Raw genomic sequence first — 24,038 nt, 5'->3', positions numbered from 1 at the left:
CTTTTCGTTATTTTCGGTCACAGTGACAACCCACCTTCACGTGCGCCGTCAGCGACGGCGGCGATCCGGCCGTGGTACTTGTTACCACCGCGGTCGAAGACAACTGCTTCGATACCGGCAGCCTTGGCACGCTCGGCGACGAGCTCGCCAACGCGCTTGGCCTTGGCAGTCTTGTCACCGTCGAATACACGAAGGTCGGCTTCCAGTGTGGATGCACTCGCTACAGTCAGGCCCTTGGTGTCATCGACAACCTGGACGAAAATGTGACGTGCGGAACGGTTGACGACCAGACGAGGACGTACAGCCGTTCCGGAGATGCGCTTACGGATACGAAGCTGGCGGCGGCTGCGCTGGGCAGACTTGCTCTTGTTCGTACGCTTCTTGTTAATTGCGATCGCCATGGTTACTTACCAGCCTTTCCGACCTTGCGGCGGATGACTTCGCCTGCATAGCGAATGCCCTTGCCCTTGTAGGGGTCCGGCTTCCGCTGCTTGCGAATGTTGGCAGCAACCTCGCCGACCTGCTGCTTGGAGATACCTGAAACAGAGAGCTTGGTCGGGGTCTCTACTGCAAAGGTGATGCCGTTCGGTGCCGTGATGCTAACCGGGTGGCTGTAGCCCAGAGCGAACTCCAGATCAGTTCCCTTGGCCTGGACGCGGTAACCGGTACCGACAATCTCAAGCTTTTTCTCGTAGCCTGCGGTGACGCCCTGGATCATGTTGGCGATCAGGGTGCGGGTTAGGCCGTGCAGCGAACGGGAGGCGCGCTCGTCGTTCGGGCGGGCGACAGTCAGGGTGCCATCTTCCAGGGAAACCTCGATCGGGCTGGGCACAGTATGGCTCAGCTCGCCTTTGGGACCCTTGACGCTGACGGCAGAGCCGTCAACCTTGACCTCAACGCCGGCAGGAACGGTGATGGGGAGACGTCCAATACGTGACATTATTCTCTTCCTTTCCCGTTACCAGACGTAAGCGAGGACTTCGCCGCCCACGCCCTTCTTGCCGGCCTGCTTGTCAGTCAAGAGGCCGGAAGAGGTGGACAGGATTGCGACACCCAGGCCACCGAGCACGTGCGGCAGGTTGGTGGACTTTGCGTAAACGCGCAGTCCCGGCTTGGAAATACGACGAACGCCAGCGATTGAACGCTCGCGGTTCGGACCGAATTTGAGCTCGAGGGTCAGCTTCTTGCCAACCTCAGCGTCTTCTTCTTTCCAGGAGGCGATGTAACCTTCGGCCTTCAGGATGTCGGCAACGCGTGCCTTGAGCTTGCTGTAAGGCATAGACACGGAATCGTGGTATGCCGAGTTTGCGTTGCGCAGACGCGTAAGCATGTCTGCGACGGGATCTGTCATTGTCATGGTGGGCTCTTGCCCTTCCTCATAACGGTTTCCGCCGTGCGGCTTTTCCCGAACGTGGCTCGGGAACCGGCGCGGGCGGACCTTTTACGTAGCTAGATTAATCGTCGGTCTTGAACGGGAAGCCAAGTGCCTTGAGCAGCGCGCGGCCTTCGTCGTCGGTCTTGGCAGTGGTCACGACGGTGATGTCCATGCCGCGCACGCGGTCAATGGAATCCTGGTCGATCTCGTGGAACATAACCTGCTCGGTCAGACCGAAGGTGTAGTTGCCGTTGCCGTCGAACTGCTTGCCGCTGAGGCCCCGGAAGTCACGGATACGCGGCAGAGCCAGCGTGACCAGACGGTCCAGGAATTCCCACATGCGGTCCCCACGCAGAGTTGCGTGTGCACCGATCGGCATGCCTTCGCGCAGCTTGAACTGTGCGATCGACTTGCGGGCCTTGGTTACCTGCGGCTTCTGGCCGGTGATCAGGGTCAGATCGCGGACGGCGCCGTCGATCAGCTTGGAGTCCTTGGCGGCATCTCCAACACCCATGTTCACAACGACCTTGACCAGACGGGGAACCTGGTTGACGTTCTCGTACTTGAATTCCTCAACGAGCGAACTCTTGATGGAATCCGCGTACTTGGTCTTCAGACGAGGAACCATCTTGCTTGCCGGAGTCTCGAGAGTCTCAGTCATTAGATGTCCTTCCCTGAGCTCTTGGCCACGCGGACACGCACGTCGCGCTTCACGCCATCGCGCTCAACGGTCTCGGTGCGGAAACCGACGCGGGTGGGCTTCTTGGTGGAGGGGTCAACCAGAGCCACGTTGGAGATGTGGATTGAAGCCTCAACGACCTCGATGCCACCGGTCTTGGTGCCGCGCTGCGACTGACCGACCTTGGTGTGCTTGGTTACGCGGTTCATGCCTTCGACCAACACGCGGTTGCTCTCGGGGAAAACGCGCAGAACCTTGCCCTGCTTGCCTTTGTCGCCGCCGCGCTCAGCCTTGGCGCCAGTGATGACCTGAACCAGGTCACCCTTTTTGATCTTAGCCATGGACTACAGCACCTCCGGAGCCAGAGAAACGATCTTCATGAACTTCTTATCGCGAAGTTCACGACCAACCGGTCCGAAGATACGGGTACCGCGGGGGTCACCGTCGTTCTTCAGGATCACAGCTGCGTTCTCGTCAAACTTGATATAGGAACCATCCGCACGGCGGCGTTCCTTCTTGGTACGGACGATGACCGCCTTGACGACATCGCCCTTCTTTACGTTGCCGCCCGGAATTGCGTCCTTGACGGTAGCGACGATTACGTCGCCAATGCCTGCGTAGCGACGGCCAGATCCACCGAGAACGCGAATGGTAAGGATTTCCTTAGCACCCGTGTTGTCGGCGACCTTGAGTCGCGACTCCTGCTGAATCACTATTTACTCCTTGCGTCGCGCTGGTTCTCAGACCGAAAATCTTCCTACGGAATGAGCCTTGCGGAACGGTTGATCGGGGTGTCTCTTGACCTGCCTGGATTTTGCCAGACCAGGCCTAAAATCCCGTGCCAAAAACATTTGCTTCCCAGGCGGATCCCGACGAGTCGGGTTCAAGGGGGCACTATGCCGTGGCACCGAAGTTTACGAGGTTGACGATGGCGCACAGAGGGCGCCATACAAACTCAAGATCTTAGCACGTTTTGGCCCGGTGGGCAGAATCAGGAAATGCCACCGACGACGGCGTCACGCACGACAGATTCTTGACCACACGGCTGCCCGCTCCCCCGGGAACCGGGCCCGCCGGCGTCGTACGCCTGATGAAAACCTGCACGGCGTGACGCGGCGCGCGGCGGGAACCCTCCGGAACGCAGAAACCCCCGCTCCCAGAAGGGAACGGGGGTTTCACTCAAGCGTCTACTTGCAGCGGGGCTGCAGGTGTTACTTGGCCTTCTCGAGGATCTCCACCAGGCGCCACCGCTTGGTAGCGGAGAGCGGGCGGGTCTCGGCGAGGAGAACGAGGTCGCCGATGCCGGCGCTGTTCTCTTCGTCGTGAGCCTTGATCTTCGTGTTGCGGCGAAGGACCTTGCCATAGAGGGCGTGCTTCACACGGTCCTCGACCTGGACAACGATGGTCTTTTCCATCTTGTCCGAGACCACATAGCCGCGCTTCGTCTTACGGTCACCGCGCTCGGCAGCCGTAGCTGCGTCGGAAACAGTTTCCGTCACGTTCTCGTCCTTTTCACTCACTTGGCGTCCTCCTCAGTCTTGGCCTCGGCCGGCTTTTCAGCCTTTTCAGCCTTGGCTGCGGACTTCTTGGACTTCTTTTCTTCCTTGGCTTCCACAACCGGTGCGGCAACCTCGGCACGAATGCCCAGCTCACGCTCACGGAGAACGGTGTAGATGCGGGCGATGTCCTTCTTTACCGCGCGCAGCCGACCGTGGTTCTCCAGCTGACCGGTGGCGGACTGGAAACGCAGGTTGAACAGCTCTTCCTTGGCCTTGCGGAGTTCTTCAACGAGTCGCTCGTTGTCGAAACCGTCCAGCTGTGCGGATGCAAGTTCCTTGGATCCTACTGACATTTCTATTCACCACCTTCGCGACGCAGAATGCGTGCCTTCAACGGGAGCTTGTGGATCGCCAGGCGAAGTGCCTCGCGGGCAGTTTCTTCATCGACACCGGAGATCTCGAAGAGAACCCGGCCCGGCTTGACGTTTGAGACCCACCATTCCGGAGAACCCTTACCGGAACCCATGCGGGTTTCGGCCGGCTTCTTCGTCAGCGGACGGTCCGGGTAGATGTTGATCCAGACCTTGCCGCCACGCTTGATGTGGCGGGTCATCGCGATACGGGCAGACTCGATCTGACGGTTCGTGACATATGCCGGGCTCAGAGCCTGGATACCCCACTCACCGAACGAGACCTTGGTGCCGCCCGTAGCAGCCCCGGAACGACCCGGGTGGTGCTGCTTACGGTGCTTGACTCGACGTGGGATAAGCATTTAAGCCTGTCCTCCTTCTACTGCCGGTGCAGCTGCGGTAGCGGCTTCGGCAGCCGGAGCTTCGGCAGCAACAGGTGCAGCCTCGGCCGGGCGGTCGGGACGACGACGGCGGTCACCGCGGTCAGCGCCACCACGGTCAGCGCCACCCGGGCGGCCCGGTCGGTCGCTGGCACCACGGCCACGGGACGGAGCAGCAGCTGCCTGCTGAGCCAATTCCTTGGCGGTGACGTCACCCTTGTAGATCCAGACCTTCACGCCGATGCGGCCGAAGGTGGTCTTGGCCTCGTAGAAGCCGTAGTCGATGTTCGCGCGGAGGGTGTGCAGGGGCACACGGCCTTCGCGGTAGAACTCCGAGCGGGACATTTCTGCGCCGCCCAGTCGACCCGAGCAAGCGATCCGGATGCCCTTGGCACCGGCACGCTGTGCGGACTGCATGGCCTTCTTCATCGCACGGCGGAAAGCCACGCGGGAAGTCAGCTGCTCAGCAACGCCCTGGGCAACAAGCTGAGCTTCCATCTCGGGGTTCTTGACCTCGAGGATGTTCAGCTGGACCTGCTTGCCCGTGAGCTTTTCGAGCTCGCCGCGGATGCGGTCTGCTTCTGCGCCGCGGCGGCCGATAACGATGCCCGGACGTGCCGTGTGGATATCCACGCGGACACGGTCGCGGGTGCGCTCGATTTCAACCTTGGCGATACCGGCGCGCTCCATACCCGTGGACATGAGCTGGCGGATGCGGATGTCTTCGCGGACGAAGTCCTTGTACCGCTGGCCGGGCTTGGTGCTGTCAGCAAACCAGTGCGATACGTGATCGGTGGTGATGCCGAGTCGGAACCCGTGCGGGTTAACTTTCTGTCCCACTTAGCGAGCCTCCTCTTTCTCCGGGGTAGCGACTACCACGGTGATGTGGCTCGTGCGCTTCTTGATCTGAAATGCACGACCCTGGGCTCGCGGCTGGAACCGCTTCATGGTCGGGCCTTCATCAACATACATTTCGCTGATGATGAGGTCACCTTCGTCAAACGCCACGCCGTCGCGGTCCGCGAGGACCCGGGCGTTGGAGATTGCCGACTGAACTACCTTGAATACCGGCTCCGAAGCTGCCTGCGGGGCAAACTTCAGAATTGCCAGAGCCTCATTCGCTTGCTTACCACGAACAAGGTTGACGACGCGCCGGGCCTTCATAGGCGTTACGCGGATGTGACGCGCAATTGCCTTGGCTTCCATTGCTTTCCTTCTCTCGTCTTTGACGTAAGTGCAGGCGCCTAGCGGCGCTTGCCCTTACGGTCGTCCTTGACATGGCCGCGGAATGTCCGCGTGGGAGCGAATTCGCCGAGCTTGTGCCCGACCATCGACTCAGTGACAAACACCGGGATGTGCTTGCGTCCGTCGTGCACGGCGATCGTGTGCCCGAGCATGTCGGGGATGATCATCGAGCGGCGGGACCAGGTCTTGATGACGTTCTTGGTGCCTTTTTCGTTTTCCCTTGCTACCTTCACAAAGAGGTGCTGGTCAACGAAAGGACCTTTTTTCAGGCTGCGTGGCATGTGTCCAGACTCCTATCGTTTGTTCTTGCCAGTACGACGGCGACGAACAATAAGCTTGTCGCTCTCTTTGTTGGGACGGCGGGTGCGGCCTTCGCGCTTACCGTTCGGGTTGACGGGGTGACGTCCACCGGACGTCTTACCCTCGCCACCACCGTGGGGGTGGTCAACCGGGTTCATGGCGACACCACGGACGGTCGGACGAACGCCCTTCCAGCGCATACGGCCGGCCTTACCCCAGTTGATGTTCGACTGCTCGGCGTTGCCGACCTCGCCGACGGTTGCGCGGCAGCGCACGTCAACGTTGCGGATTTCACCGGAGGGCAGGCGCAGCTGGGCGAAACGGCCTTCCTTGGCAACGAGCTGGATCGATGCGCCGGCGGAGCGGCCCATCTTGGCGCCGCCGCCCGGACGCAGTTCGACTGCGTGGATAACGGTACCCACCGGGATGTTGCGCAGCGGCAGGTTGTTGCCAGGCTTGATATCAGCGTTGGCACCTGCTTCTACGGTGTCGCCCTGGGCCAGCTTGTTCGGGGCAATGATGTAACGCTTGGTTCCATCAATGTAGTGCAGGAGTGCGATGCGAGCCGTACGGTTCGGATCGTACTCAATCTCGGCAACGCGGGCGTTGACGCCGTCCTTGTCGTGGCGACGGAAGTCGATCAGACGGTACTGGCGCTTGTGTCCACCACCCTTGTGACGGGTCGTGATCTTACCGGTGTTGTTACGGCCACCCTTTTTCGGGAGGGGACGTACCAACGACTTTTCCGGCGTCGACCGCGTGATTTCAGTGAAGTCCGCTACGCTCGAGCCGCGTCGGCCCGGGGTAGTCGGCTTATATTTACGGATTCCCATAATTTATTTCCTCGTTAAAGTGGTCTCCGCTACGAGAGCGGACCGCCGAAGATGTCGATCGTGCCTTCTTTGAGGCTCACAATTGCACGCTTGGTGTTTTTGCGGGTACCCCATCCGAATTTGGTTCGCTTGCGCTTACCGGCACGGTTGATGGTGTTGATCGAGTCGACCTTGACGGAGAAGATTTTCTCCACGGCCAGCTTGATCTCGGTCTTGTTCGAGCGGGGGTCCACCAGGAAGGTGTACTTGCCCTCATCGATCAGGCCGTAGCTCTTTTCCGAGACGACGGGTGCAAGCACCACGTCGCGCGGGTCTTTGATGGTGGCTGCACTCACTTGGCATCCTCCCCGTTCTTTGCCACTGCCCGGTCAGCAACGAATGCTTCGTAGGCAGCCTTGGTGAAGACAACGTCATCGGAAACGAGAACGTCGTAGGTGTTCAGCTGGTCTGCGTACAGAACGTGAACATCCGTGAGGTTGCGCACGGAGAGTGCAGCAACATCGTTGGCGCGCTCGATGACGACGAGCAGGTTCTTACGCTCGGAGACACCCCGCAGAGTTGCCAGTGCAGCGCTGGAGGACGGCTTGGTGCCGGCCACCAGTTCAGCAATAACGTGGATGCGGTTGTTGCGGGCGCGGTCAGAGAGAGCTCCGCGCAGTGCAGCAGCAATCATCTTCTTGGGGGTGCGCTGGCTGTAGTCACGCGGCGTGGGGCCGTGGACAACGCCACCACCGGTCATGTGAGGAGCACGGATTGAACCCTGACGGGCGCGGCCGGTGCCCTTCTGCTTGAACGGCTTGCGACCTGCACCGGAAACCTCGGCGCGGGTCTTGGTTTTGTGGGTACCCTGGCGAGCAGCAGCGAGCTGGGCAACGACGACCTGGTGCAGCAGCGGCACGTTGGTCTGTACGTCGAAGATCTCTGCAGGCAGGTCAACCTTGACAGTGCTAGTCATTGAACTAGGCTCCCTTCACGGCGGTGCGTACGAGGACGACCTGGCCGCGGGCGCCGGGAACGGCGCCCTTGATGAGGAGCAGCGACTTCTCGACGTCAACCGCGTGGACCGTGAGGTTCAGCGTGGTGTGACGCACGGCGCCCATGCGGCCGGCCATTTTCATGCCCTTGAAGACGCGGCTCGGGGTGGATGCGCCACCGATTGAACCGGGCTTACGGTGGTTCTTGTGTGCACCGTGGGAAGCACCAACGCCGTGGAAGCCGTGACGCTTCATAACACCGGCGAAGCCCTTACCCTTGGTGGTGCCAACGACGTCGATCTTCTGGCCGGCTTCGAAGAGCTCAACAGAAAGCTCCTGGCCCAGCTCGTAAGAGTCAGCATCTGCAGTGCGCAGTTCGACGACGTGGCGGCGAGGCGTGACGCCTGCCTTGTCAAAGTGACCAGCCAGCGGCTTGGTGACCTTGCGGGGATCGATCTGGCCGTAGCCGATCTGAACGGCGACATAGCCATCAGTGGCTGCATTACGCAGCTGCGTGATGACGTTTGAGTCAGCCTGGACCACAGTGACGGGGATGAGCTTGTTGTTCTCGTCCCAGACTTGGGTCATGCCGAGCTTCGTGCCCAGCAGGCCCTTTACGTTACGGGTTGCGGTCATAGTCTCTCAGCACCTCCCTACAGCTTGATTTCGATGTTCACGTCGGCCGGCAGGTCGAGACGCATCAGCGAATCAACAGCCTTGGGCGTGGGGTCGATGATGTCGATCAGACGCTTGTGAGTCCGCATTTCGAAGTGCTCACGGCTGTCCTTGTACTTGTGCGGAGAGCGGATGACGCAGTAGATGTTCTTCTCCGTCGGCAGCGGCACAGGGCCAACTACCGTGGCGCCTGCGCGCGTGACCGTCTCAACGATCTTCCGTGCTGAAGAGTCAATGACCTCGTGGTCGTATGACTTCAGCCGGATGCGGATTTTTTGTCCCGCCATGTCGCCTGACTCTCTTTCAGTTAGTGCTGCTCCGGTGAGGGCTGCTCTGTTTACTTGCGTGTTGCATGTGGCTGCCGAAGCAATTGAAGTCGTAACTACCACCCGCCGCACAAGCTGAATCCGGAAAACTCCGGGTTCCTCAACCTGCCGGCGTAACCGACCCCCGCGGTCGGGCGTGTCGCGCTTTTTACGCGTACTCGTCCGCAGTTCCATGGGGAGTTGGTTATGTTTGGTCTCCCACCTGGACCCTGACACCCGGCATTATCCGGATCGGGACGCGAAGGAGCGCTTGAACAACTCATCTAGTATGCCGGAATATACGGACAGAAGCGAATCAGCGCCAGACTAAGGGGGGGTGCCTGCGGCGGCAGGTTCCCGACGACGGCGGCAGCCGTCCGCTCATTGCCCCCAGCAACCTTCGAATGGATGATGGGGACATGACTGTGCAGGATTCTGCAGCTGTTCAGGCCCTCGCCGCGCGCCTGGACCCGGAGTTCCAGCTGGGAGTTGCCTCGGCTGCCTTCCAGATAGAGGGCGCCCTCTCGGCCGGTGGCCGCGGGCCCTCCGGCTGGGATGCCTTTGCCGAGAAACCAGGCAGCATCCAGGATGGCCACTCCCCCGCCGTCGCCTGCGACCACTACAACCGAGCCCCCGAAGACGTCGAACTGATGCGCGCCCTGGGGATCGACTCCTACCGTTTTTCCATCTCCTGGCCGCGGATCCAGCCTGACGGTACCGGCCCGTTCAACCGTGCAGGTCTCGACTTCTACGACCGGCTGATCGACCAGCTGCTCGAGGCAGGCATCTCCCCCATGGCCACCCTGTACCACTGGGACACTCCCCTGCCGCTGGAGCACCGCGGCGGCTGGCTGAACCGCTCCACCGCGGAGCGCTTCGCAGAGTACAGTGCGGCGGCCGGCCGGCGCTTCGGCGACCGCGTTGCCCAATGGGTAACACTCAACGAACCGGTTTCGGTGACCCTCAACGGTTATGCACTGGGGGTCCACGCCCCGGGACACGGCCTGCTCTTCGACGCCTTGCCTTCGGTCCACCATCAGCTCCTCGGCCATGGACTGGCTGTGCAGGCGCTGCGTGCTGAGGGAGTCACCGGCGCCGTGGGCGTCACCAATCTGCACTCCCCGGTCCGGCCCGCTTCCCGCTCGGTGACGGACCGCTTCCTCGCAAACATCTTCGATCTGGTCCTGAACCGGGTCTACGCGGACCCGATCCTCCTGGGCCGGTACCCGAAGGTGCCGCTGATTGCCAGGCCGTGGTTCCGGTCGATGGGCAAGATCTCCGATGCGGATCTGCGGACCATCCACCAGCCGCTGGATTTCTACGGGTTGAACTACTACTACCCGGTCAAGGTTGCCACCGGACGCGGCCCCGGCGAGAGTCCGGCCGGCGCTGCGGACGCCATGCTCAAGATGCCGTTCCATCTCGCGGCCTTCCCGGAATACGCGACCACGGGTTTCGGCTGGCCGGTGGCACCGGATCACCTGGGACCGTTGCTCCGCGAACTGAAGGACCGCTATGGCGGGCAGCTCCCCCCGCTGTACATCACCGAAAGCGGCGCCAGCTTCCCCGAACCCGATCACGTCGACGGGCCGATAGCGGATGCGGACCGGATCAGCTACATTGCGGCCCACCTCAACCATGCACTTGACGCCACCGGCCCCGGCGGCATCGCCGAGGACGTGGAACTGCTGGGCTACTACGTCTGGACCCTGATGGACAACTTCGAGTGGGCGGCGGGATATTCGCAGCGCTTCGGACTGGTCCATGTGGACTTCGACACCCAGGAGCGCACCCCCAAGGATTCCTACTACTGGTACCAGGCACTCAGCCGGGCCAGGAAAGGCTGAGCGGGCTGGGCCCTCCCGGTCGCCGGGTGCTACTGCTCCTTATTGGCCCGGTTGATACGCTTGGCGCGGTCAATCTCGTGGCGGAAATGCTTCTTGGCCCAAAAGACGGCCGCGACAACGGCAACGGCCACCAACAGGAAAATGATCCAGCCCACGGTGAGCTCCCTTCGTTGGGAGCAACGATATCAGTGCCCGCTGCCCGCTAAAAATGGTCGGCAGGCTGGCGCTCCACGGCTGGCTCGGCGGCCGCCGGCTTGTCGCGGTTGAGCCGCCAGACCGCGACGGCGATCAGGGCCGCGGCGATGAGTGCCAGCAGTGCAAAGGTATACTGGCGCATGGCCCACATGATGCACAGTGCCACGCCCGCGGCGCCCCACCAGACCAACAGCCTTTCACTGTAGGCCAGACCGGCGACCAGGAGCCCCGCGAGAAGCGCCAGCGTCCAGAGCTGTTGCCCGGCGTCGCCACCGAAAATAATCCCCAGGCCGCCCAATGAGAGCAGCCCGGCGGCAACTGAGATCAGAATACGGCCCGCCGTCCGGTCCCCGGAAAACATCCGCAGCACCCCGAGCGCCGCGGCGAGGATCACATACCACTGCAGCGCCCAGAAGGGATCGGGCCCACCGGGACCGGTTAAGAGCACGGCGCGCTGGAACGCCGCCGTCGTCGCAAAAAGCCCCAGTTCGGCACTCAGCCTCCGGTCCTTCGCGGGCACCTCGACGCTGACCACCGCGGCGGTGGCTGCCACCAGAACAGCCCCTGTCCAGGAAGTTGCGTCGAGCCGCAGTCCGGCGGCAGCGGCCAAGGCCAGGCCGAGGCTGGCCGCCCCCGCCAGCGACCAGCGACGGACGCGGTCAGTGGCCAGCGGGTCGCGGCCCAGCAACCGGGCCGCGTAGAGTGCGGCGGCGGCCGGTCCACAGCCTGCCAGCCACGGCAGGAAGCCGCCCCAAGGGCCCGGCACGGCGTCCGTTAGTCCGGACACTACCAGCGTTGCCCCGGCAAGCACCGCAACTGCGGCCGGAAGGTAGAGCATGGGCCACCGTTCCAGGTGCGAGGCCGTGAAGCAGACGGCTGCCAGCACCAACAAGGAAGCCCCCGTCAGCCAGCCGGAAGCAAACGGCGCCAGTGCCACGGCCGAAATGACGAAGCCACCCGCCGCTGCCAGCCAGAGCCAGCGCTCCCCGTCCGTCCGGGCCCTGCCCCGGCTCAGGAGTCCGGCCGCCACCGCGGCGATGGAGAGCCCCAGCAGGCCCAGGACCACGCCGTTATGGCTCAGCAGCGGCCCGGCGAGGAACGCTTCCGCCGACGAGGTGCCCTCGAAGTCCGGCACCGGCCCCAGTACCACTAGGCCGAATACCGCCGCGGGGACGGTCAGGTAGGCCGCCCCGCGGGCTGCGAACAGCCGGCTCGCCACCGCGGCGGAGACCAGCAGCAGGGCAAGCTGCAGCAGGACGACCCAGCGGCCGCCGTCGTCCGCCTGGGCCGTCAGGTAGCTGACGGGAAGGACCGCCTGGCCGGCCAGGGTGATCCAGACCGCGGCCTGCTGGAAGGGGACCTCCTCAAGGCGGTGCCGCATCAGCCAGCGGACCACGTGCTGTGCGGCAAGCACCAGCGCAAAAGTCACCGACACCGCAGTCACCGACGCTGTGGCGTCGTAGCTGAGCACAAGTGCCAGCGCAAGGGCCAGCACCCGTGCGGCCGCGAAGTACGCGCCCTTCGCCGTGCGGCCGACGGCGGAGACCACCATAACGGCGCTGAAGACGGCCATGATGCCGAGCACCAGCTCCACGTCGAGAGCCGTTCCCGCGCGGGCCAGGAGCAGCACGGCCAAAGCGGCGGGCGCGAAGGCCACCGCGCCGGCACGCGCCCGCATCACAAAGCCCGAGGCCGCCGCGCCGACGGCGATGATGACTACCGCCGCGGTGAGCTGCCATCCCCCGGCGTCCGGGCCACGGAAACCGTCGGCCAGCAACACCAGCAGTGTGAGGACCTCCAGCGCCAGCACCGCAGCGGCGTCGGCGAGGACGCCGCGGGGAGCCCTGCCGCGGACCTCCGCCAGGAGCGGGAGGGCGAGCTGCAGCCCCAGCGCAAACACGGCGACCGTAGTCAGAGCGATTTCCTCGCCGCCGAGCAGCAGCGGTCCGCTTGCCCGGCTGAGCTGGTGGAAAGCTGTTAGCAGCAGGACGGTGCCGGCTGCCCGTCCCAGCCACCAGTAGCCCCATCGTTGCTGAATCGCCCGGCGTCGCTGCCCGGTCGCGGCCAGATAGAGCACGGTCAGGACGAGGGCGAGGTTTCCACACCCCAGGGATACGGCGGTAAACGCCATGCCGGCCAGCGCCAGCGCCATTCCCACAGGCAGCAGTTCTGCGACGGCGGGACGCCAGGGCGCCGCGGCATCGGAACGGCGGTTGAGTGCCCAGCCGGCGCCAAACGACGCCAGAAGCTGCAGTACGACGGCAGCTCCGGTGAGGGTCCTCCCGTCCGAGGGGTCTGTCAGCGCCAGGACGGCCAGGGCCGGGACGGCTGCCGCGGAGAAGCCGAAGAGGCTGGCGTTCGGGGCAAACGTCGCCACGCCCGCCCGAAGAAGAGCTGCTGTGCCGAGCTGTTGAGCCATCAGTGCCAGCGAGAGGGCGAACACGATCGCCGCGGCCTCGTCGGGGCCGTCCCCGATCGTAGCGGCGGCGATTGTGGGGACGGCCGCCGTGGCGACGATCCGGGCGGCAAGGACGAAGTGCCGGCGCAGGGGTTCCGCCGCGGGCCGGGAGCGCAGGGACCAGAACAGCACGGCCAGGACGAGGAAGCCGGACGGCGCCCAGACCGCGGCCCTGTCACTGTCACCGAAGGTCCCGGCAAGCATCAGGGCCGGAACCGGAGCCCACTCCGCCGCACCGCCCAACCGCAGCGCGATGATCATTCCGGTGAGTAGCGCCAGCAGGAGTGGCCCCCACAGGGGGACGTCGGCGGCCGGGCTCCCGGCGGCGTCGAAGAGGGTCGCCGCTGACCAGAGCAGGGTCAGCAACAGTTGCAGCCCGTAGGTGCCGAGGGCGTCCGCCCGCCGGCGGCCGGCAGATCCCAGCAGCACGTCAGGAAGGAGGTTCAAGCCGGAGGCGAGCAGCGCCGCTTGCAGGGCCGCCAGCATGAGCGCTACCAGCAGTGGCCCGGGCAGGCTACCGCTCACGGCCCACACGCCGACGGCGGCCGCGATCGTCAGGCTCAGCCGCGCACCGTAGTACTGGGCGACACGGAACCGGCCCTGCGGCACAGCCGTCATCAGGGCAAAGAAGGCCCCACAGAGGAACATGATGAAGGCGTACTCGCCCTCGCCCAGCAACTGCGGCACAAAGGTCACGGCCAGCGCTACGGCAGGGACCACGAAGGGGTGGAGATCCATCAGCGGCTTGAGGTAGACGGGCGGCAGCCAGCGGGGCCGCAGCTGGGCAAGCAGCGTCAGGACTGCGGCAAGGCCGATCATGGCCGCGAAATACCAGACCAGCGCGCCGCCCAGGACCGCGATACCGGAGTAGGTGGTGGAGACCAGGAAGGTGAGGGACAGGAAGACGAGGATCCGGCTGTCCATCCGCACGGCCGCGGCGATGTAGGCCACTGTTCCTACAAAGGATGTCACCAGCCAGGCGGCGGGGCCGTCGTGGAGGACAAAGTTGTACATGGCCAGGCCGGCCACTGGAACGAGCGCCAGCCCCGTTCCCGCGAACGCCACGGCCGCGGGCCTAAGCCGCGGGACCCGGGCATGAAGCACCAGGCCCGAACCGTAGAACAGGGCCGTGATGGCGCAGACTCCGGCGAAGCGAAGGACTTCCGGCAGCGACGTTCCCAGAAACAGGGCACCTGCGGCCACCAGCAGCAGACTGGCAATGTAGAGCGTGATGTTGATGTTCTGACGGTCCCGCCGTTCCTTCCGGGCGGCGCGCTCCCCGGCCGACTCGGGCGGCGGAGCTTGTGGCGGAGCTTGTGGCGTCCGCACCGGCCACGCGGCCTGCGGAAGCCGAGCCGGCCCCGGGGCCGGGCGCGGGGCCGGCTGCTGTCGCTGCGGCGCCGCCTGCCCCGGCGGGAACCACGGTACCGGCGGCTGCTGCCGCCGCGGGGGCGCCGAGGCAACCGGCGGCTCCACGGGGGCCGGCGCCACGGCGGCAACAGGAATTGGCCGCTGTTCCGCGGCGGCGCACGCATCGTGCCAGCCCCGGAGATGCCCCGCACGGAAACCGGCGGCGAACGCTGCATTCCCGACGTCGGCGGCCCTTCGGCGTTCCCTGTCCCTCCCCCAACGGATCCCCAACAGCAGAGCCCCCGCGAGCAGCAATAGAATCAGCAGAGTTTGGACAGCCGTCGACATAAGAAAATCCTTCTCTACGAAGGCTGTCCTGCTCCGCTCAGCCCATAAATCCAATGAATAGAGAAATCATATCAAAGAACAGCCCCGCTGCGAGTGCAGCGGGGCTGTTCCAGACGTCACGGCGGCCGTCAGACGGCCGAACCGGTCAGAGATCTAAACAAAGATCTTCAAGTATTACTTGACGATCTTGGTGACGCGTCCCGAACCAACGGTGCGGCCGCCTTCGCGGATAGCGAAGCCGAGGCCCTCTTCCATGGCGATGGGCTGGATGAGCGCAACGGTCATCTCAGTGTTGTCGCCGGGCATAACCATTTCCGTGCCTTCCGGCAGGGTGATAACGCCGGTTACGTCCGTGGTGCGGAAGTAGAACTGCGGGCGGTAGTTGGAGTAGAACGGGTTGTGACGCCCGCCTTCGTCCTTGGAGAGGATGTAGACGTTGGCCTCGAAGTCGGTGTGCGGGGTGATGGACCCCGGCTTGACGACAACCTGGCCACGCTCTACGTCATCGCGCTTCAGACCGCGGAGCAGGAGGCCACAGTTCTCGCCGGCCCATGCTTCGTCGAGCTGCTTGTGGAACATCTCGATACCGGTAACCGTGGTCTTCTGGATCGGGCGGATGCCGACGATCTCGACCTCGGAGTTGATAGCGAGGGTTCCACGCTCGGCGCGGCCCGTTACAACGGTGCCACGGCCGGTGATCGTGAAAACATCTTCGATCGGCATCAGGAACGGCTTGTCACGGTCACGCACCGGGTCCGGAACGGAGTTGTCCACGGCTTCCATGAGGTCCTCGACGGACTTGACCCAAACCGGGTCGCCTTCGAGAGCCTTCAGACCGGAAACACGAACAACCGGAGCCTCATCGCCATCGAAGCCCTGAGCCGAAAGCAGCTCGCGAACTTCCATTTCGACGAGGTCGAGGAGCTCTTCGTCATCGACCATGTCCGACTTGTTCAGCGCCACCAGCAGGTAGGGAACGCCAACCTGGCGGGCCAGCAGAACGTGCTCGCGGGTCTGAGCCATCGGGCCGTCAGTGGCGGCAACCACGAGGATTGCACCGTCCATCTGGGCAGCACCGGTGATCATGTTCTTGATGTAGTCAGCGTGACCCGGAGCGTCTACGTGTGCGTAGTGGCGCTTCTCGGTCTGGTACTCAACGTGGGAGATGTTGATGGTAATGCCGCGCTGACGCTCTTCGGGAGCAGAGTCAATGGACGCGAAGTCGCGCTGCTCGTTGAGTGTCGGGTACTTGTCGTACAGCACCTTGGAAATCGCGGCCGTCAACGTCGTCTTACCGTGGTCAACGTGACCAATGGTGCCGATGTTGACGTGCGGCTTAGTCCGCTCGAACTTTGCCTTTGCCACAGGTTCCTCCTAGAACGTTTTCAAATGACTTACCCTTCGACCGCGCTTGTCGCGGCGAAACTTCAGTAAGTCTACTTGGGGGGCTTTGGATTGATGAAATTGCAGATTCAGGAACTAACACTAGTCCCTCGAGCCTGTCGGTGCAGATGGCCGGCCGGACAGGCCGGAGCCGGCCACCTGCACCAGGTGAATTTCCGGAACCGGAAACACCACCGAGTTTGCTGCTGCGAAAAGTCCTGGGGACTACTCGCCGCGGTTCTTCTGGATGATCTCGTCGGCAAACGCCTTCGGGACCTCGGCGTAGCTGTGGAACGTCATGGAGTACACAGCGCGGCCCTGGGTTTTCGAGCGCAGGTCGCCGATGTAGCCGAACATGCCGGACAGCGGGACGTGCGCACGGATGACCTTGACGCCCTGGGCATCCTCCATGGACTGCATCTGGCCACGGCGGGAGTTGAGGTCACCGATTACTTCACCCATGTATTCCTCAGGGGTACGGACCTCGACATCCATCAGCGGTTCGAGCAGGATGGGGTTCGCCTTGCGTGCGGCTTCCTTGAAAGCCATCCGGCCGGCGATCTTGAACGCCATTTCCGAGGAGTCAACATCGTGGTACGCGCCGTCAATCAGCGTGGCCTTGATACCGACAACCGGGTAGCCGGCCAGGACGCCGTCGTTCAGCGCATCCTGGATACCGGCATCGACGGACGGGATGTATTCGCGCGGAATGCGGCCACCGGTGACCTTGTTCTCGAACTCGTACATCTCGCCGTCGGACGTGTCCAAAGGTGCGATCGCGATCTGGATCTTCGCGAACTGGCCGGAACCACCGGTCTGCTTCTTGTGCGTGTAGTCGTGACGCTCTACAGCCTTCTTGATGGTTTCGCGGTAAGCAACCTGCGGCTTGCCGACGTTCGCCTCGACCTTGAATTCGCGGCGCATGCGGTCCACCAGGATGTCCAGGTGGAGCTCGCCCATGCCGGCGATGATGGTCTGACCGGTGTCCACGTTGAGGGAGACCTGGAAGGTGGGGTCCTCAGCGGAGAGCTTCTGGATGGCGGTGGAGAGCTTCTCCTGGTCACCCTTGGTGTTCGGCTCGATCGCAACAGAGATCACGGGCTCCGGGAAGCTCATGGACTCAAGGACGATCTGGTTTGCCGGGTCGCACAGGGTGTCTCCCGTGGTGGTGTCCTTGAGCCCGATCGCTGCGTAGATGTGGCCGGCGGTAGCGCCGTCAACCGGCATTTCCTTGTTGGCGTGCATCTGGAACAGCTTGCCGATGCGCTCTTTTTTGCCCTTGGTCGAGTTGACAACCTGGGAGCCTGCTTCCACGTGACCGGAGTACACGCGGATGAAGGTCAGCTGACCGAAGAACGGGTGCGTAGCAATCTTGAACGCCAGGGCCGAGAACGGCTCTTCGGAGGACGGCTTGCGCGTCAGTTCCTTCTCTTCGTCGCGGGTATCGTGACCGATCATCGGCGGGACGTCGAGCGGGTTCGGCAGGTAGTCCACGACGGCGTCGAGCATCGGCTGAACGCCGCGGTTCTTGAACGCGGAGCCGCAGAAGACCGGGTAGAGCTCGGAGTTGATCGTCATCTTGCGGATGCCGGCCTTGAGCTCCTCGACGGAGATTTCTTCGCCTTCGAGGTACTTTTCCATCAGCTCTTCGGAGGACTCCGCAACGGTCTCAACGAGCGTCGCGCGGTACTCCTCGGCCTTTTCCTTGAGGTCAGCCGGGATCTCCTGGATCTCGTACTTGGCACCCATGGTGACGTCGCCCTTGGAGTCGCCGGGCCAGACCAGCGCACGCATGAAGAGCAGATCCACGACGCCGATGAAGTCGTTCTCGGCGCCGATCGGAAGCTGCATAACGAGCGGCTTGGCGCCGAGGCGGCTGATGATGGTGTCCACGGTGAAGTAGAAGTCAGCGCCGAGCTTGTCCATCTTGTTGACGAAGCAGATGCGCGGAACGTTGTACTTGTCGGCCTGGCGCCAGACAGTCTCAGACTGCGGCTCCACGCCTTCCTTGCCGTCGAATACGGCAACTGCACCGTCGAGGACGCGCAGGGAGCGCTCCACCTCGACCGTGAAGTCGACGTGGCCGGGGGTGTCGATGATGTTGATCTGGTTGTTTTCCCAGAAGCAGGTCACGGCGGCAGACGTGATGGTGATGCCGCGTTCCTTTTCCTGTTCCATCCAGTCAGTCGTCGACGCGCCGTCGTGCGTTTCGCCGATCTTGTGGTTCACGCCTGTGTAGAACAGGATGCGCTCGGTAGTAGTGGTCTTGCCGGCATCGATGTGGGCCATAATGCCGATGTTGCGGACCTTGCTAAGGTCGGTAAGCACGTCCTGTGCCACGGTGTCTCCCTTTCGGATGGACTGCACGTTCGCCGCCGGCTCGGTTGAGCCGGCGGCGTCCGGGAAGTATTACCAGCGGTAGTGTGCGAAGGCCTTGTTGGACTCGGCCATCTTGTGGGTGTCTTCGCGACGCTTCACAGCGGCACCGAGACCGTTGGATGCATCCAGAATCTCGTTCTGGAGGCGCTCGGTCATGGTCTTCTCGCGGCGGGCCTTGGAGTAGCCGACCAGCCAGCGCAGGGCGAGGGCGGTGGAGCGGCCCGGCTTAACCTCAACCGGAACCTGGTAGGTGGCGCCACCGACGCGGCGGGACCGGACCTCGAGGGAAGGCTTGACGTTCTCCATGGCCTTCTTGAGGGATGCAACGGGGTCGCCGCCGGACTTGGCACGGGCACCCTCAAGGGCACCGTAGACAATGCGCTCTGCGGTGGACTTTTTGCCGTCAACCAGCACCTTGTTGATGAGCTGGGTGACCAGCGGGGAGCCGTAAACGGGATCTAGAACTAGCGGCCGCTTAGGGGCCGGACCCTTGCGAGGCATATTACTTCTTCTCCATCTTTGCGCCGTAGCGGCTACGAGCCTGCTTACGGTTTTTGACACCCTGGGTATCGAGGGCGCCACGGACGATCTTGTAGCGGACACCCGGAAGGTCCTTAACACGTCCGCCACGTACCAGCACAATGGAGTGCTCCTGGAGGTTGTGACCTACACCGGGGATGTAAGCGGTGACTTCAACGCCGCCGTTGAGGCGCACACGTGCCACCTTACGGAGAGCCGAGTTCGGCTTCTTCGGGGTGGTGGTGTACACGCGGGTGCAAACACCGCGGCGCATCGGGCTGCCGTTAAGCGCGGGAGCCTTGGTCTTTTTGACCTTAGGCGTGCGGCCCTTGCGGACCAGCTGGTTAATCGTAGGCACTCTCGTGTTCTCCGTTTTATCCGGAGCGGCCGGTGGCAGCCGCTCTCTTGTCGCTGCGCCCCGCCGCCCGAGCCTTGAAGTTCTCTCCGGGGCAGCTGTGGCGAAGCCTTAATAGTCGGACCGCACGCCGGGACTCACGGATTTACATCCTGGAGTGCCCCTAGGCATGCGAAAATGTGGCATACGTTGCACAGGAACCCTGCAAACCGGAAACGTCGTCCTGACCCAGCTTCTCAGCTGTAGCCGGCGCACTCATCCACTGCCACAAAACAATTAGAACTAAGACTAACACGGACGGCCCCCAGCCCTTAATCGGCGCCCACTCCCCTCCCGTCGATTGCTCCGATACCGCCGTTTTGAGGACTCAAAAGGGCGGTGGGCCCACGCCGGCAGGGTTCCCTGGCCGAGCTTGCGAGGCGAGGGAGCCGGTGGGGAGCAATCGACGGGTTTAAAAGGGGATGGTCCCCCACCTTGCGGTGCGGGACCATCCCATGGTGCAGGCTTTGACCTACCCGCTAGCGGAAGTCGCTTCCCAGGTCGTAGTCATCCAGCGGGATGGCGTGGAACTCGGGAGCCCCGTCGCCGCCCAGGGAATCGTAGGAGAAGTCACTGAACGCGCTGGGGCCGGTGAACAGATTGGCCTTTGCTTCTTCAGTGGGCTCCACCGTGACCTCGGTGTAGCGCGGGAGACCCGTGCCGGCCGGGATGAGCTTACCGATGATGACGTTTTCCTTGAGGCCGAGCAGCGGATCGCTCTTGCCTTCCATGGCCGCCTGCGTAAGGACGCGGGTGGTCTCCTGGAAGGAAGCTGCGGACAGCCAGGACTCGGTCGCCAGGGACGCCTTGGTGATGCCCATGAGCTCGGGACGCCCGGATGCCGGCGTCTTTCCCTCGGACACAACACGGCGGTTGGCATCCTCGAAGCGGCTGCGCTCGGCGAGCTCGCCGGGCAGCAGATCCGATTCGCCGGACTCGATGACCGTGACGCGGCGCAGCATCTGGCGGACGATAACCTCGACATGCTTGTCGTGGATACCGATGCCCTGGCTGCGGTACACGCCCTGGACTTCGTCCACCAGGAACTTCTGCGCGGCACGGGGGCCCATGATGCGCAGAACCTGCTTGGGGTCGACCGGACCGTTGATGAGCTTCTGGCCGACGCTGACGTGCTCGCCGTCTTCGATGAGGAGACGTGAACGGCGCAGCACCGGGTAAGCGATCTCTTCGGATCCGTCATCGGGGGTGATGACCAGGCGCATCTGGCGCTCGGACTCTTCGATGGTGATGCGGCCGGCTGCTTCAGCAATCGGTGCGACACCCTTCGGAGTACGGGCTTCGAAGAGCTCCTGGATACGGGGCAGACCCTGGGTGATGTCGTCGCCACCGCTGGAGGAAACAGCACCGCCGGTGTGGAACGTACGCATGGTCAGCTGGGTACCCGGCTCACCGATGGACTGTGCGGCGATGATGCCCACTGCCTCACCGATGTCCACCGTCTTACCCGTGGCCAGCGAACGGCCGTAGCACAGGGCGCAGGTGCCGACGCCGGACTCACAGGTGAGTACGGAGCGGACCTTGACCTCGGTGATGCCGGCTGCGAACAGTTCGGCAATGACCACGTCGCCGCAGTCGGTGCCGGCTTCGGCCAGGACCTTGCCCTTGGAGTCCACGACGTCCACGGCCAGGGTCCGGGCGTACGCGCTGTTCTCGACGTTCTCGTCGAGGACCAGCTCGCCGTTGGCGTCAGCCACCGCGATGGCCGTCATGAGGCCGCGCTCGGTGCCGCAGTCCTCCTCACGGACAATGACGTCCTGCGACACGTCCACCAGACGACGGGTCAGGTAACCCGAGTTGGCGGTACGCAGCGCGGTGTCAGCCAGACCCTTACGGGCACCGTGCGTGGCGATGAAGTATTCCAGCACCGACAGGCCCTCGCGGTAGGAGGACTTGATGGGACGCGGGATGATCTCACCCTTGGGGTTGGCCACCAGGCCACGGATACCCGCGATCTGACGGACCTGCATCCAGTTACCACGGGCACCGGAGGACACCATGCGGTTGATGGTGTTCATCGGCGACAGGTTGTCACGCATCGCCTGGGCGATTTCGTTCGTTGCCTTGTTCCAGATCTCGATCAGTTCCTGGCGACGCTCGTCGTCGTCGATCAGGCCCTTGTCGTACTGGCCCTGGATCTTGGCGGCCATGGTCTCGTAACCGGCGAGGATCCGCGGCTTGTCCTTCGGCACCTCGATGTCGGAGATGGCCACGGTGACGCCGGACCGGGTGGCCCAGTAGAAACCGGCATCCTTCAGGTTGTCCAGCGTTGCCGCCGTGACCACCTTCGGGTAGCGCTCGGCGAGGTCGTTGACGATCGTGGACAGTTCGCCCTTGTCCGCAACGTTCTCCACCCACGGGTAATCGGCGGGCAGGGTCTCGTTGAAGAGGACCTGTCCCAGCGAGGTCTGGACCAGGACGGTCTGACCCTGCTCATAGCCTTCCGGAGCTTCCCAGCCGGCGTAGGGGACAAAGCCCTCAAGCCGGATCTTGACCTGGGAGTTCAGGTGCAGTTCGTGCAGGTCGAACGCCATGATGGCTTCCGACACAGAGGAGAAGATCCGGCCCTCGCCAGCTGAACCGACACGCTTGGTGGTCAGGTGGTACAGGCCGATGATCATATCCTGCGAAGGCAGCGTCACCGGGCGGCCGTCGGAGGGCTTCAGGATGTTGTTCGAGGACAGCATCAGGATGCGGGCTTCAGCCTGGGCTTCGGGGCTCAGCGGCAGGTGCACTGCCATCTGGTCGCCGTCGAAGTCTGCGTTGAAAGCGCCACAAACCAGCGGGTGAAGCTGGATTGCCTTACCTTCAACAAGCTGCGGTTCGAACGCCTGGATGCCGAGACGGTGCAGGGTGGGTGCACGGTTCAGCAGCACGGGGTGCTCGGTGATGATCTCTTCGAGGACATCCCAGACCTGCGGGCGGTAGCGCTCCACCATCCGCTTCGCCGACTTGATGTTCTGGGCGTGGTTGAGGTCAACCAGGCGCTTCATCACGAACGGCTTGAAGAGCTCCAGGGCCATCTGCTTCGGCAGACCGCACTGGTGCAGCTTCAACTGCGGGCCCACGACGATGACGGAACGGCCGGAGTAGTCAACGCGCTTACCCAGGAGGTTCTGGCGGAAACGGCCCTGCTTGCCCTTGAGCATGTCGCTCAGGGACTTCAGCGGACGGTTGCCCGGTCCGGTGACCGGACGGCCGCGGCGGCCGTTGTCGAAGAGGCTGTCAACGGCTTCCTGAAGCATGCGCTTCTCGTTGTTGACGATGATCTCCGGGGCACCGAGATCAAGCAGGCGCTTGAGGCGGTTGTTGCGGTTGATCACACGACGGTAGAGGTCGTTGAGGTCGGAGGTCGCGAAGCGGCCACCGTCCAGCTGGACCATCGGGCGCAGTTCCGGCGGGATCACCGGGACGGCGTCCAGCACCATGCCGAGCGGGCTGTTGTTGGTGGTCAGGAAGGCATTGACAACCTTGAGCCGCTTAAGGGCGCGGGTCTTGCGCTGGCCCTTGCCGTTGGCGATGATGTCGCGGAGCATGTCCGACTCGGCCTGCATGTCAAAGTTCTCAAGACGCTTCTTGATGGCCTCCGCACCCATGGAGCCTTCGAAGTACATGCCGTAGCGGTCGCGCAGTTCGCGGTACAGGCCTTCGTCGCCTTCGAGGTCAGCGACCTTCAGGTTCTTGAAGCGGTCCCAGACCTGCTCGAGGCGCTCGATTTCAGCATCCGCGCGCTTGCGGACGTTGGCCATCTGGCGGTCAGCGGAGTCGCGGGCCTTCTTCTTGTCGGCAGCCTTGGCGCCTTCGCCTTCGAGACGGGCAATCTCGTTCTCGAGGTCGCGGGCGATCGTGGCAATGTCCGAGTCGCGGTTGTCGATCAGCTGCTTCTTCTCGATGTCGTGCTCAACCTGGAGGTTGGGCAGTTCCTCGTGGCGGCTGTCGGCGTCGACGCTCGTGATCATGTAAGCGGCGAAGTAGATGACCTTTTCGAGGTCCTTCGGCGCCAGGTCAAGGAGGTAGCCCAGGCGGGACGGAACACCCTTGAAGTACCAGATGTGCGTGACCGGGGCGGCCAGCTCGATGTGGCCCATGCGCTCACGGCGCACCTTCGCACGGGTGACCTCAACGCCACACCGCTCGCAGATGATGCCCTTGAAGCGCACGCGCTTGTACTTACCGCAGTAGCACTCCCAGTCGCGGGACGGGCCGAAGATCTTCTCGCAGAAGAGGCCGTCCTTCTCAGGCTTGAGCGTGCGGTAGTTGATGGTTTCCGGCTTCTTAACCTCGCCGTAAGACCAGCCACGGATGTCTTCCGCGGTGGCGAGGCCGATCTGCATGAGGCCGAAGGAGGATTCGCTGGACATATGGTCCCTGTTCTCTCTTGTTCGCTAAATTCTGAGGTCTTGGGTTACGGGAAGAGGGAGGAGCCCCGAGAAAAGTCAGCGCGGATGGTCCGACTGCTTTTCTCGGCGCCC

The 24,038-nt window shown here is 63.3% G+C and carries 25 protein-coding genes; 1 reads left to right on the top strand and 24 read right to left on the bottom strand.

Annotation, left to right across the window (positions count from 1 at the left end; translation table 11 throughout):
* Positions 1 to 17 precede the first annotated feature (17 nt).
* From rplR to rpsJ, 17 genes are all read right to left on the bottom strand, one after another.
* Positions 18 to 401, bottom strand: a complete 384-nt coding sequence (rplR, locus tag AC50X6_RS03105; RefSeq protein WP_494964834.1) for a 50S ribosomal protein L18 — start codon at positions 399 to 401, stop codon at positions 18 to 20.
* Between the two features lie 2 nt (positions 402 to 403).
* Positions 404 to 940 carry a 50S ribosomal protein L6 gene (gene rplF, locus AC50X6_RS03100; RefSeq protein ID WP_494964833.1) on the bottom strand — a complete coding sequence of 179 codons (537 nt, stop codon included), beginning with the start codon at positions 938 to 940 and terminating at the stop codon, positions 404 to 406.
* 18 nt (positions 941 to 958) lie between these two features.
* The gene (gene rpsH / locus AC50X6_RS03095) at positions 959 to 1,357 is read right to left on the bottom strand and encodes a 30S ribosomal protein S8 (protein WP_056425243.1); all 399 of its coding nucleotides are present in this window, start codon (positions 1,355 to 1,357) and stop codon (positions 959 to 961) included.
* Between the two features lie 97 nt (positions 1,358 to 1,454).
* A complete protein-coding gene (gene rplE / locus AC50X6_RS03090) occupies positions 1,455 to 2,036 on the bottom strand; it encodes a 50S ribosomal protein L5 (protein ID WP_326966706.1) in 582 nt (193 codons plus the stop codon).
* A complete protein-coding gene (gene rplX / locus AC50X6_RS03085; RefSeq protein WP_326966705.1) occupies positions 2,036 to 2,395 on the bottom strand; it encodes a 50S ribosomal protein L24 in 360 nt (119 codons plus the stop codon). Before rplX ends, rplE begins: the two co-directional genes overlap by 1 nt.
* 3 nt (positions 2,396 to 2,398) lie before the next feature.
* Positions 2,399 to 2,767 carry a 50S ribosomal protein L14 gene (gene rplN, locus AC50X6_RS03080; protein WP_003803789.1) on the bottom strand — a complete coding sequence of 123 codons (369 nt, stop codon included), beginning with the start codon at positions 2,765 to 2,767 and terminating at the stop codon, positions 2,399 to 2,401.
* A 498-nt stretch (positions 2,768 to 3,265) separates the two neighbouring features.
* A complete protein-coding gene (rpsQ, locus tag AC50X6_RS03075; RefSeq protein ID WP_326966704.1) occupies positions 3,266 to 3,574 on the bottom strand; it encodes a 30S ribosomal protein S17 in 309 nt (102 codons plus the stop codon).
* Positions 3,571 to 3,906, bottom strand: a complete 336-nt coding sequence (gene rpmC / locus AC50X6_RS03070) for a 50S ribosomal protein L29 (protein ID WP_326966703.1) — start codon at positions 3,904 to 3,906, stop codon at positions 3,571 to 3,573. The genes rpsQ and rpmC overlap by 4 nt, the downstream gene beginning before the upstream one ends.
* A gap of 2 nt (positions 3,907 to 3,908) precedes the next feature.
* Positions 3,909 to 4,325 (bottom strand): 50S ribosomal protein L16, encoded by a 417-nt coding sequence (gene rplP, locus AC50X6_RS03065; RefSeq protein WP_024366129.1) that lies wholly within the window; start codon positions 4,323 to 4,325, stop codon positions 3,909 to 3,911.
* The gene (gene rpsC, locus AC50X6_RS03060; protein ID WP_326966702.1) at positions 4,326 to 5,183 is read right to left on the bottom strand and encodes a 30S ribosomal protein S3; all 858 of its coding nucleotides are present in this window, start codon (positions 5,181 to 5,183) and stop codon (positions 4,326 to 4,328) included.
* Complete coding sequence (gene rplV, locus AC50X6_RS03055; RefSeq protein WP_069949298.1) at positions 5,184 to 5,549, bottom strand: 50S ribosomal protein L22; 366 nt, start codon at positions 5,547 to 5,549, stop codon at positions 5,184 to 5,186.
* Between the two features lie 38 nt (positions 5,550 to 5,587).
* Positions 5,588 to 5,869 carry a 30S ribosomal protein S19 gene (gene rpsS, locus AC50X6_RS03050; RefSeq protein ID WP_003803803.1) on the bottom strand — a complete coding sequence of 94 codons (282 nt, stop codon included), beginning with the start codon at positions 5,867 to 5,869 and terminating at the stop codon, positions 5,588 to 5,590.
* 12 nt (positions 5,870 to 5,881) lie between these two features.
* Positions 5,882 to 6,721 carry a 50S ribosomal protein L2 gene (gene rplB, locus AC50X6_RS03045; protein WP_326966701.1) on the bottom strand — a complete coding sequence of 280 codons (840 nt, stop codon included), beginning with the start codon at positions 6,719 to 6,721 and terminating at the stop codon, positions 5,882 to 5,884.
* A 29-nt stretch (positions 6,722 to 6,750) separates the two neighbouring features.
* Positions 6,751 to 7,056, bottom strand: coding sequence for a 50S ribosomal protein L23 (gene rplW / locus AC50X6_RS03040; RefSeq protein ID WP_024366132.1), 306 nt, complete (start codon positions 7,054 to 7,056; stop codon positions 6,751 to 6,753).
* The gene (gene rplD / locus AC50X6_RS03035; protein WP_326966700.1) at positions 7,053 to 7,676 is read right to left on the bottom strand and encodes a 50S ribosomal protein L4; all 624 of its coding nucleotides are present in this window, start codon (positions 7,674 to 7,676) and stop codon (positions 7,053 to 7,055) included. Before rplD ends, rplW begins: the two co-directional genes overlap by 4 nt.
* A 4-nt stretch (positions 7,677 to 7,680) precedes the next feature.
* The gene (rplC, locus tag AC50X6_RS03030; protein ID WP_494964832.1) at positions 7,681 to 8,331 is read right to left on the bottom strand and encodes a 50S ribosomal protein L3; all 651 of its coding nucleotides are present in this window, start codon (positions 8,329 to 8,331) and stop codon (positions 7,681 to 7,683) included.
* A gap of 17 nt (positions 8,332 to 8,348) precedes the next feature.
* Complete coding sequence (gene rpsJ / locus AC50X6_RS03025) at positions 8,349 to 8,657, bottom strand: 30S ribosomal protein S10 (RefSeq protein ID WP_024366135.1); 309 nt, start codon at positions 8,655 to 8,657, stop codon at positions 8,349 to 8,351.
* Between the two features lie 437 nt (positions 8,658 to 9,094).
* Between rpsJ and AC50X6_RS03020 the strand changes: the two genes are divergently transcribed.
* On the top strand, positions 9,095 to 10,522 hold the full coding sequence (locus AC50X6_RS03020; RefSeq protein ID WP_494964831.1) for a GH1 family beta-glucosidase: 1,428 nt from the start codon (positions 9,095 to 9,097) through the stop codon (positions 10,520 to 10,522).
* A gap of 29 nt (positions 10,523 to 10,551) precedes the next feature.
* Here AC50X6_RS03020 and AC50X6_RS03015 read toward each other — a convergent pair whose 3' ends face one another.
* The 7 genes from AC50X6_RS03015 to AC50X6_RS02985 form a co-directional block, all read right to left on the bottom strand.
* Positions 10,552 to 10,677 carry a hypothetical protein gene (locus AC50X6_RS03015; protein ID WP_326966697.1) on the bottom strand — a complete coding sequence of 42 codons (126 nt, stop codon included), beginning with the start codon at positions 10,675 to 10,677 and terminating at the stop codon, positions 10,552 to 10,554.
* A gap of 47 nt (positions 10,678 to 10,724) precedes the next feature.
* Positions 10,725 to 14,873: a hypothetical protein gene (locus AC50X6_RS03010; protein WP_494964830.1), complete on the bottom strand. Its 4,149-nt coding sequence runs from the start codon at positions 14,871 to 14,873 to the stop codon at positions 10,725 to 10,727.
* A 174-nt stretch (positions 14,874 to 15,047) separates the two neighbouring features.
* Positions 15,048 to 16,238 carry an elongation factor Tu gene (tuf, locus tag AC50X6_RS03005; protein ID WP_326966695.1) on the bottom strand — a complete coding sequence of 397 codons (1,191 nt, stop codon included), beginning with the start codon at positions 16,236 to 16,238 and terminating at the stop codon, positions 15,048 to 15,050.
* Between the two features lie 243 nt (positions 16,239 to 16,481).
* Positions 16,482 to 18,596: an elongation factor G gene (gene fusA, locus AC50X6_RS03000; protein WP_494964829.1), complete on the bottom strand. Its 2,115-nt coding sequence runs from the start codon at positions 18,594 to 18,596 to the stop codon at positions 16,482 to 16,484.
* Between the two features lie 69 nt (positions 18,597 to 18,665).
* Positions 18,666 to 19,136, bottom strand: coding sequence for a 30S ribosomal protein S7 (rpsG, locus tag AC50X6_RS02995; protein ID WP_326966693.1), 471 nt, complete (start codon positions 19,134 to 19,136; stop codon positions 18,666 to 18,668).
* A gap of 1 nt (position 19,137) precedes the next feature.
* Positions 19,138 to 19,512, bottom strand: a complete 375-nt coding sequence (gene rpsL / locus AC50X6_RS02990; protein WP_011692814.1) for a 30S ribosomal protein S12 — start codon at positions 19,510 to 19,512, stop codon at positions 19,138 to 19,140.
* A gap of 515 nt (positions 19,513 to 20,027) precedes the next feature.
* Positions 20,028 to 23,927, bottom strand: coding sequence for a DNA-directed RNA polymerase subunit beta' (locus AC50X6_RS02985; RefSeq protein ID WP_494964828.1), 3,900 nt, complete (start codon positions 23,925 to 23,927; stop codon positions 20,028 to 20,030).
* Between the last annotated feature and the right edge of the window lie 111 nt (positions 23,928 to 24,038).

The sequence above is a fragment of the Pseudarthrobacter sp. HLT1-7 genome, from assembly GCF_059383435.1.
This window is presented reverse-complemented; position numbering and strand designations above follow the sequence as displayed.

Excerpts from the sequence above, each read along its gene's own strand:
- rplR (WP_494964834.1), bottom strand. The coding sequence starts at position 401 with ATGGCGATCGCAATTAACAAGAAGCGTACGAACAAGAGCAAGTCTGCC.
- rplF (WP_494964833.1), bottom strand. The coding sequence starts at position 940 with ATGTCACGTATTGGACGTCTCCCCATCACCGTTCCTGCCGGCGTTGAG.
- rpsH (WP_056425243.1), bottom strand. The coding sequence starts at position 1,357 with ATGACAATGACAGATCCCGTCGCAGACATGCTTACGCGTCTGCGCAAC.
- rplE (WP_326966706.1), bottom strand. The coding sequence starts at position 2,036 with ATGACTGAGACTCTCGAGACTCCGGCAAGCAAGATGGTTCCTCGTCTG.
- rplX (WP_326966705.1), bottom strand. The coding sequence starts at position 2,395 with ATGGCTAAGATCAAAAAGGGTGACCTGGTTCAGGTCATCACTGGCGCC.
- rpmC (WP_326966703.1), bottom strand. The coding sequence starts at position 3,906 with ATGTCAGTAGGATCCAAGGAACTTGCATCCGCACAGCTGGACGGTTTC.
- rplP (WP_024366129.1), bottom strand. The coding sequence starts at position 4,325 with ATGCTTATCCCACGTCGAGTCAAGCACCGTAAGCAGCACCACCCGGGT.
- rplV (WP_069949298.1), bottom strand. The coding sequence starts at position 5,549 with ATGGAAGCCAAGGCAATTGCGCGTCACATCCGCGTAACGCCTATGAAG.
- rpsS (WP_003803803.1), bottom strand. The coding sequence starts at position 5,869 with ATGCCACGCAGCCTGAAAAAAGGTCCTTTCGTTGACCAGCACCTCTTT.
- rplB (WP_326966701.1), bottom strand. The coding sequence starts at position 6,721 with ATGGGAATCCGTAAATATAAGCCGACTACCCCGGGCCGACGCGGCTCG.
- rplD (WP_326966700.1), bottom strand. The coding sequence starts at position 7,676 with ATGACTAGCACTGTCAAGGTTGACCTGCCTGCAGAGATCTTCGACGTA.
- rplC (WP_494964832.1), bottom strand. The coding sequence starts at position 8,331 with ATGACCGCAACCCGTAACGTAAAGGGCCTGCTGGGCACGAAGCTCGGC.
- rpsJ (WP_024366135.1), bottom strand. The coding sequence starts at position 8,657 with ATGGCGGGACAAAAAATCCGCATCCGGCTGAAGTCATACGACCACGAG.
- AC50X6_RS03020 (WP_494964831.1), top strand. The coding sequence starts at position 9,095 with ATGACTGTGCAGGATTCTGCAGCTGTTCAGGCCCTCGCCGCGCGCCTG.
- AC50X6_RS03010 (WP_494964830.1), bottom strand. The coding sequence starts at position 14,873 with ATGTCGACGGCTGTCCAAACTCTGCTGATTCTATTGCTGCTCGCGGGG.
- rpsG (WP_326966693.1), bottom strand. The coding sequence starts at position 19,136 with ATGCCTCGCAAGGGTCCGGCCCCTAAGCGGCCGCTAGTTCTAGATCCC.
- AC50X6_RS02985 (WP_494964828.1), bottom strand. The coding sequence starts at position 23,927 with ATGTCCAGCGAATCCTCCTTCGGCCTCATGCAGATCGGCCTCGCCACC.